The sequence below is a fragment of the Streptomyces niphimycinicus genome (genome assembly GCF_018883605.1).
Classification (GTDB): Bacteria; Actinomycetota; Actinomycetes; order Streptomycetales; family Streptomycetaceae; genus Streptomyces; species Streptomyces niphimycinicus.
The window spans coordinates 1-7,242 of sequence record NZ_JAHLEM010000839.1; the positions used below are offsets into that span (position 1 = coordinate 1).

Below are 7,242 nucleotides of genomic sequence, written 5' to 3' on the forward strand. Positions count from 1 at the left end.
GGGGCCCCACGCCAGGCATCGCCCGGCGACATCCGCCCGGTCAGCGCCATCTGAGCCGTGTCCCCGGCAAGCCGGTTCGTGCCTTGCGGGCTCACGAGCGGATGCGACGGGACTACTGGACCGCTGGCCGGTCCGGGGCCGAGGGATGCGATTCCTCCCGGGCCTGAACAGCCGGGGTTCCTCGCGAGACGGAGCTGAAGCCGGCGCGCGGGCTCGTACGATCTAAGACGTGGCGGGTCGGTGGAGATCGGGCGGATGGCGGGCGCTGCTGTGCCTGCCGCTGGTGGGCACGTTCACCCTGACCGCGCTGGGCGGCTGCGCCCCCGCCCCCGCGCCCGACGACCCCGAGGGGCGCGACGGCCGGGCCGTGCAGCGCCTGCTGGACCAGCGGGCCGCCGCGGTCCGGGAGCGGGACGCGGACGCCTTCCTCGCCACCGTGGACCGCGGCTCCGCCCGCTATGTGGCCGAGCAGCGGCGGGTGTTCCGGCAGATGTCCGCCGTACCGCTGCGCTCCTGGACCTACCGGCTGGTGCGCACCGGCGGTTTCGCCCCCGCGCCGGTCGGCGGCCGCAGCCTCGCCGCACAGGTCGAACTCCGGTACCGGCTGACGGGATACGACACCGCGCCGGTCGTCTCCGCCCAGTACCTGACCCTCGCCCGGCGCGCCGGGCGGTGGTACGTGGCCTCCGACGACGGCGTGGTGGACGGCAAGCGCGGTACGGAACAGCTCTGGGACCAGGGCACGGTCGACGTCGTCCGCGGCGCCCACAGCCTCGTCCTGGGCGTCGGCCAGGACCGGCGGGTGCTGCGCGCGGTCGCCGGTATCGCGGACCGGGCGGTGCCCATCCTCGGCCGGGTCTGGCCCCATGAGTGGGCCGGACGCGTGGTGGTCGAGGTCCCCGGCTCCCTGGACCGGATGGCGGCCCTGCTCGGCGCCTCCGCGGACGGCTACCGCGGGATCGCCGCCGTCACCACGGGCGAGGTCGGCGGGGCCGGTGACGAGGCGCCCGCCGACCGGGTGATCGTCAACCCCGAGGCGTACCAGGTCCTCGGCGACTTCGGCCGCCGCGTCGTGCTCACCCATGAGACGGCCCATGTCGCCACCCGCACCGCCACCAGCGCCGCCACCCCGCTGTGGCTCTCCGAGGGCTTCGCCGACTGGGTGGGCTACCGCACCCCCGGCCGCACCCCCCGCCAGGTCGCCCCCGAACTCACCGACGCCGTCGTCGCCGGGCATCCGCCCACCTCGCTGCCGCGCGACGACGACTTCCGCTTCGGCAGCGACCCCGACCGCCTCTCCCGCGCCTATGAACAGGGCTGGCTCGCCTGCCGCCTGATCGCGGACCGGTGGGGCGAGCGGAAGCTGGTCGACTTCTACCGCGCGGTGGGCCGGGCCCCCGAGCGCTCGGGGGCGGTGGAGTCGGCGCTGCGGAAGGTGCTGGGGGTGAGCCTGACGGAGTTCACGGAGCTGTGGCGGAAGTACGTGGCGACCGAGCTGGGCTGAGCGCCGCCCCGGTGCCCGGCCCGGGTGGGCCGCGGCGGGCGCGCCGCGGCACCCGGTACTGTCGGCCACGATGGACAAGACCCTGCTCGTGACCAACGACTTTCCGCCCCGCCCCGGCGGCATCCAGGCGTTTTTGCACAACATCGCGCTGCGCCTCGACCCGGACCGGATCGTCGTCTACGCCTCCACCTGGAAGCGCGGCCAGGAGGGCGCCGAGGCCACCGCACGCTTCGACGCCGAGCAGCCGTACCAGGTCGTCCGCGACCGGACGACCATGCTGCTGCCCACCCCGAGGGTCACCCGCCGCGCGACCGCGCTGCTGCGGGAGCACGGCTGCACCGCGGTGTGGTTCGGCGCCGCCGCGCCGCTCGGGCTGATGGCTCCCGCGCTACGTACGGCGGGGGCGCGGCGGCTGGTGGCCACGACGCATGGCCACGAGGCGGCCTGGGCGCAGTTGCCCGCCGCCCGGCGGCTGCTGCGGCGGATCGGCGGGTCCACGGACACCATCACCTATCTCGGTGAGTACACCCGCTCCCGTATCGCCGCCGCGCTCGACCCCCGGGACGCCGCCCGGATGGTGCAACTGCCGCCCGGTGTGGACGAGAAGACCTTCCACCCCGGCTCGGGCGGTGACGAGATCCGGGCCCGCCTCGGCCTCGCCGAGCGGCCCGTCGTGGTGTGCGTCTCCCGGCTGGTGCCGCGCAAGGGGCAGGACACGCTGATCCGGGCCATGCCGCGGATCCTGAGGCGGGTGCCGGACGCGGTGCTGCTGATCGTCGGCGGCGGGCCGTACGCGAAGGATCTGCGCCGGCTCGCGGAGACCGAGGGCGTGGCCGACTCCGTACGGTTCACCGGCCCCGTGCCCTGGGAGGAGCTGCCCGCCCACTACGGCGCGGGCGACGTCTTCGCCATGCCCTGCCGCACCCGGCGCGGCGGGCTGGACGTCGAGGGCCTCGGCATCGTCTATCTGGAGGCGTCCGCGACCGGGCTGCCGGTCGTCGCCGGGGACTCGGGCGGGGCGCCGGACGCGGTGCTGGACGGGGAGACCGGGTGGGTGGTCCGGGGCGACTCGGCCGAGCAGAGCGCCGAGCGCGTCGTGACCCTGCTGGAGGACGCCGAGCTGCGCCGCCGGATGGGCGAGCGGGGCCGGGCCTGGGTGGAGCAGCGCTGGCGCTGGGACCTGCTGGCCGACCGCCTGAAGTCGCTGCTGTGACCGGCCCCTGCGGCGTGCTGTGACGCTCCCCGACGCCGCGCCGTGCGGTCCCCGAAGTTGTGACGGTCCGGGCCCAGGGCATCGCCCCGCGCCCCGGCGTCGTCAGCCGCGGTAGATGGCCTCGATCTCGGCCGCGAAGTCCTTCGCCACCACGTTCCGCTTCAGCTTCAGCGAGGGCGTCACATGCCCGGAGTCCTCGGTGAACTGTGTCGCGAGGACGCGGAACTTGCGCACCGACTCCGCCTTGGACACCGCCGCGTTGCCGTCCTCCACCGCCTGCTGGATCTCGGCCAGCAGCTCCGGGTCCTCGCGCAGCTCGGCCACCGTCACGCCCTCGGGCTTGCCGTGCTCGGCCGCCCAGCGCGGCAGGAACTCCTCGTCCACCGTGATCAGCGCGCCCACGAAGGGACGCCCGTCGCCGACGACCATGCACTCGGCGACCAGGGCATGGGCGCGGATCCGGTCCTCGATCACCGCCGGGGCGACGTTCTTGCCGCCCGCGGTGACGATGATCTCCTTCTTCCGGCCCGTGATGGTGAGGTAGCCGTCCTCGTCGAGGGTGCCCACGTCCCCGGTGTGGAACCAGCCGTCCGACAGCGCGTCCGCGGTGGCCGTCTCGTTGTTCCAGTACTCGGTGAAGAGGTGCTCACCGTGCAGCAGCACCTCGCCGTCGTCGGCGATGCGCACCACCGTGCCCGGCATCGGCTGTCCGACCGAGCCGATCTTCTGCCGGTCCCAGGGGTTGAAGGTGGTCGCCGCGCAGGACTCCGTCAGGCCGTACCCCTCCAACACCGTGAAGCCGATGCCCCGGTAGAAGTGGCCCAGCCGCGCGCCCAGCGGCGCACCGCCGGAGATGGCGTGGGTGGCCCGGCCGCCCAGCACGGCCCGCAGCTTGCTGTAGACCAGCCGGTCGAAGACCTTGTGCTTGAGCCGGAGCCCGAAGGACGGCCCGCCCGGGGCGTCCAGCGCCTGGCTGTACTCGATGGCGGTGTCGGCCGCCTTGTCGAAGATCTTGCCCTTGCCCTCGGACTGGGCCTTCGCCCGCGCCGAGTTGTAGACCTTCTCGAAGACGCGCGGCACGCCCAGCACCAAGGTGGGCCGGAACGCGGCCAGTTCCTCGGTCAGGGACTTCACATCGGGCACATGGCCGAGCTTGATCGGCGCCAGCACCGCCGCGATCTCCACCAGCCGCCCGAAGACATGGGCCTCGGGGAGGAACAGCAGCACCGACGACTCACCGGTGTGGAAGATCGGCTTGAGCCGCGCCACCGCGTTGCCGCATTCGGCGAAGAAGCTGCGGTGCGAGAGCACACAGCCCTTGGGCCGGCCCGTGGTGCCCGAGGTGTAGACGATGGTGGCGGGGGAGTCGGCGTTGGCGATCGAGGAGCGCTCGTCCACCTTCTCCTCGGGCACGTCCGCGCCCAGCTTCCGCAGCGTTCCGATGGCATCGCCCTCGATCCGCCAGACCTGCTTCAGGGTGGGCAGGGTGTCCCGTACGGCCTCGACGGCGGCTTCGTGGATCCCGGTCTCGACCAGCGCGGCCACCGCGCCCGAATCGCTGAGGATCCACTGGATCTGCTCCGGTGAACTCGTCTCGTACACCGGCACGGTGACCCCGCCGGCGCTCCAGATGGCGAAGTCCAGCAGCGTCCATTCGTAGCGGGTCCGCGACATCAGGCCGACCCGGTCGCCCGGTTCGACCCCGGCCGCGATCAGGCCCTTGGCGGCGGCCCGCACTTCGGCCAGGAACGCGGTCGCGGTCACGTCCTCCCACTGGCCGTCGACCTTGCGGCCGACCACGGCGACATCGGGATGCTGTGCGGCATTGCGGCGGATGAGATCCGTCAGATTGCCGTCGGCCGGAACCTCGTACAGGGCCGGAAGGCTGAACTCGCGCAAGACTGCTGCTCCTCATGGGGCGCCGGCGCCGCTACAGGGCATGGGGGGTGGTGGACGGCCCGGACGTTACCCATCGGTACGCTTCCGGGATAGGGGTTCCTGCCCAGATGTTTGATGCGTCACACACCGCCTTCATGCTGCCCGCACACTAGTCGACGGACGCCGTGGCCGCTGAGGAACCGCAGGTGGACGCGGGTCGCTACGGGCAGAACACCTTACGGGCACGGGCCCTTACCTCTTAGGGTGACATGCATGCGAGTCCACGTGGTGAGTGACGTGCACGGCAACAGTGAGGACCTCGAGAAGGCCGGTGCCGGGGCGGATGCCCTGATCTGCCTCGGCGACCTCGTGCTCTTCCTCGACTACGCCGATCACGCCCGTGGCATCTTCCCCGACCTCTTCGGGGTGGAGAACGCCGACCGCCTCGTCGAGCTGCGCACCGCCCGCCGCTTCGAGGAGGCCCGGGTGTTCGGCGACCGGCTGTGGGCGGGGATCGACCGCCATGCGGCGATAGAGTCCGCGGTCCGCCGCCAGTACGCCGAGCTCTTCGCCGCGTTCCCCACCCCGACGTACGCCACCTACGGAAATGTCGACATGCCGTCACTGTGGCCGGAGTACGCCCAGTCCGGTACCACCGTCCTCGACGGCGAGCGCGCCGAGATCGGCGGACTGGTCTTCGGCTTCGTGGGCGGCGGGCTGCGCACTCCGATGCGCACCCCCTACGAGGTCGACGACGCGACCTACGCGGCGAAGATCGCGGCGCTCGGCGAGGTGGATGTGCTCTGCACCCACATCCCGCCGGAGGTGCCCGACCTCTGCTACGACACCGTCGCCCGCCGCTTCGAGCGCGGCAGCACCGCCCTTCTGGAGGCGATCCACACCGTCCGCCCCAAGTACGCCCTGTTCGGCCATGTCCATCAGCCGCTCGTCCGCCGTATGCGGATCGGCGCCACCGAGTGCGTCAATGTCGGACACTTCGCCTCTTCCGGCACCCCCTGGGCCCTGGAGTGGTGACGCGCGCGCGGTAGCCTTCAGCGGCAGAGAGCTCATGCGGCGGACCGGTACGGAGGAGCCACGGCGATGGCGGAACACACCAGCTCGAGCATCACGATCGAGGCGGCCCCGGCCGACGTGATGGAGGTGATCGCCGACTTCGACCGCTACCCGGAGTGGTCCGGTGAGGTGAAGGAGGCCGACATCCTCACCAAGGACGACCGGGGGCGCGCCGAGCAGGTGCGGATGCTGCTCGACGCCGGGGCGATCAAGGACGACTACACCCTCCAGTACTCCTGGACCGGCGACGACCAGGTCAACTGGTCCCTGGTCAAGTCCCAGATGCTGCGCACCCTTGACGGCTCCTACCGGCTCTCGGCGCGTGACGGCGGCAAGAGCACCGAGGTGACGTACCAGCTCACGGTCGACGTCAAGATCCCCATGCTGGGCATGATCAAGCGCAAGGCCGAGAAGGTCATCATCGACCGCGCGCTCGCGGGCCTGAAGAAGCGCGTCGAGAGCGCCTGACCCGGGCGGGCCGGCCCGGGCCCCGACGGTGCCCGGGGTGGTCCGCGGCGCGGGGTACGCTCCGGCCGGGCGGATCATCCAACCCGCGCCGCGCATCTGACGCATCACCCTGCCGGAGGCTCCCTTCATGCGTACGGTCCTCGTCACCGGTACCGGCGGCGCGGGCCGCACCACCGTGGCCGCCGCGACCGCCCTCGCCGCCGCCCGTGAGGGGCAGCGGACGCTGCTGCTCACCGCCGACCCGGACGGCACCCCCGAGGCACTGCTCGGCATCCGCTCGCTGCGGTCCGCCCCCGGGCGGTCGGCGGACCGGCTGCCCTGGTCCGTACCCGTCGAGCTCGCCCCCGGGGTGTGGGCCGCGCGGATCATCACGGACGAGTGGTTCCGCGGTGAGCTGACCGCCTTGCAGGACCGCGGCCACGGCCTGCTCGACCTGCTCGGCGCCACCCCGCTGGACGGCGAGGAGCTGACCGCCCTCCCCGGAGTGGAGTCCATCGCGCTGCTGCGCGCCCTGCGCGCCGCCCAGACCGCCCCGCCCGGCACCGGCTGGGACGTCCTCGTCGTCGATATGCCGCCCGCGCCGGACACCGTCGCGCTGCTCGCGCTGCCCGAGCAGTTGCGGCGCTATCTGCGGCGGCTGCTGCCCGCCGAACGGCAGGCGGCCCGGGCGCTGCGGCCGATGCTGGCCCAGTTGGCGGGGGTGCCGATGCCCGCGCAGAAGCTGTACGAGACGGCCGAGCGCTGGGAGCGGGAACTGGCCGCCGTCCAGGGGGTGATCGAGTCCGAGGCCACGACGGTACGGCTGGTCGTGGAGCCCGGGCCGCTCGCCGACCGGGCGCTGCGCACCGCCCGGGCCGGGCTGGCGCTGCACGGCTGCCGGGTGGAGGCGGTGATCGCGAACCGGCTGCTGCCCACCGGCACCTCCGACCCGTGGCTCGCCGCGCTCTCCGGCCAGCAGCAGGACGCGCTCAAGGAGCTGTACGAGCAGTGGGCGCCCGCCGTCCCGGTCCGTGAGCTGCCGCATCTGGGCCGCGATCCGCAGGGCGTCGGCGACCCGCGGGGCGCGGAGCCGCGGCCCGGTGCGGACGGCGAGGACGGTGTGGAC

6 protein-coding genes are annotated in these 7,242 nt (G+C 73.1%); 5 read left to right on the forward strand and 1 reads right to left on the reverse strand.

The genetic code is table 11. The features are described 5' to 3' along the window. Window positions 1–268: 268 nt before the first annotated feature. Together KN815_RS43845 and KN815_RS43850 are read left to right on the forward strand one after the other, a co-directional pair. The gene (locus tag KN815_RS43845) at window positions 269–1,504 is read left to right on the forward strand and encodes a hypothetical protein (protein WP_372458628.1); all 1,236 of its coding nucleotides are present in this window, start codon (window positions 269–271) and stop codon (window positions 1,502–1,504) included. 70 nt (window positions 1,505–1,574) lie between these two features. Continuing rightward, window positions 1,575–2,717 carry a glycosyltransferase family 4 protein gene (locus KN815_RS43850; protein WP_216347331.1) on the forward strand — a complete coding sequence of 381 codons (1,143 nt, stop codon included), beginning with the start codon at window positions 1,575–1,577 and terminating at the stop codon, window positions 2,715–2,717. A gap of 102 nt (window positions 2,718–2,819) precedes the next feature. Here KN815_RS43850 and KN815_RS43855 read toward each other — a convergent pair whose 3' ends face one another. Further along, window positions 2,820–4,616, reverse strand: a complete 1,797-nt coding sequence (locus KN815_RS43855; protein WP_216347332.1) for an AMP-dependent synthetase/ligase — start codon at window positions 4,614–4,616, stop codon at window positions 2,820–2,822. A 252-nt stretch (window positions 4,617–4,868) separates the two neighbouring features. Between KN815_RS43855 and KN815_RS43860 the strand changes: the two genes are divergently transcribed. The 3 genes from KN815_RS43860 to KN815_RS43870 form a co-directional block, all read left to right on the forward strand. Continuing rightward, on the forward strand, window positions 4,869–5,630 hold the full coding sequence (locus KN815_RS43860; RefSeq protein WP_216347333.1) for a metallophosphoesterase family protein: 762 nt from the start codon (window positions 4,869–4,871) through the stop codon (window positions 5,628–5,630). Window positions 5,631–5,696: 66 nt separating this feature from the next. Next, the gene (locus KN815_RS43865) at window positions 5,697–6,137 is read left to right on the forward strand and encodes an SRPBCC family protein (RefSeq protein ID WP_014060055.1); all 441 of its coding nucleotides are present in this window, start codon (window positions 5,697–5,699) and stop codon (window positions 6,135–6,137) included. 127 nt (window positions 6,138–6,264) lie between these two features. Then, window positions 6,265–7,242: ArsA family ATPase (locus tag KN815_RS43870; RefSeq protein ID WP_216347334.1), on the forward strand; the 978-nt coding region annotated here is incomplete at its 3' end.

Coding starts and splice junctions, on each gene's coding strand:
- KN815_RS43850 (WP_216347331.1), top strand. CDS start 1,575: ATGGACAAGACCCTGCTCGTGACCAACGACTTTCCGCCCCGCCCCGGC.
- KN815_RS43860 (WP_216347333.1), top strand. CDS start 4,869: ATGCGAGTCCACGTGGTGAGTGACGTGCACGGCAACAGTGAGGACCTC.
- KN815_RS43865 (WP_014060055.1), top strand. CDS start 5,697: ATGGCGGAACACACCAGCTCGAGCATCACGATCGAGGCGGCCCCGGCC.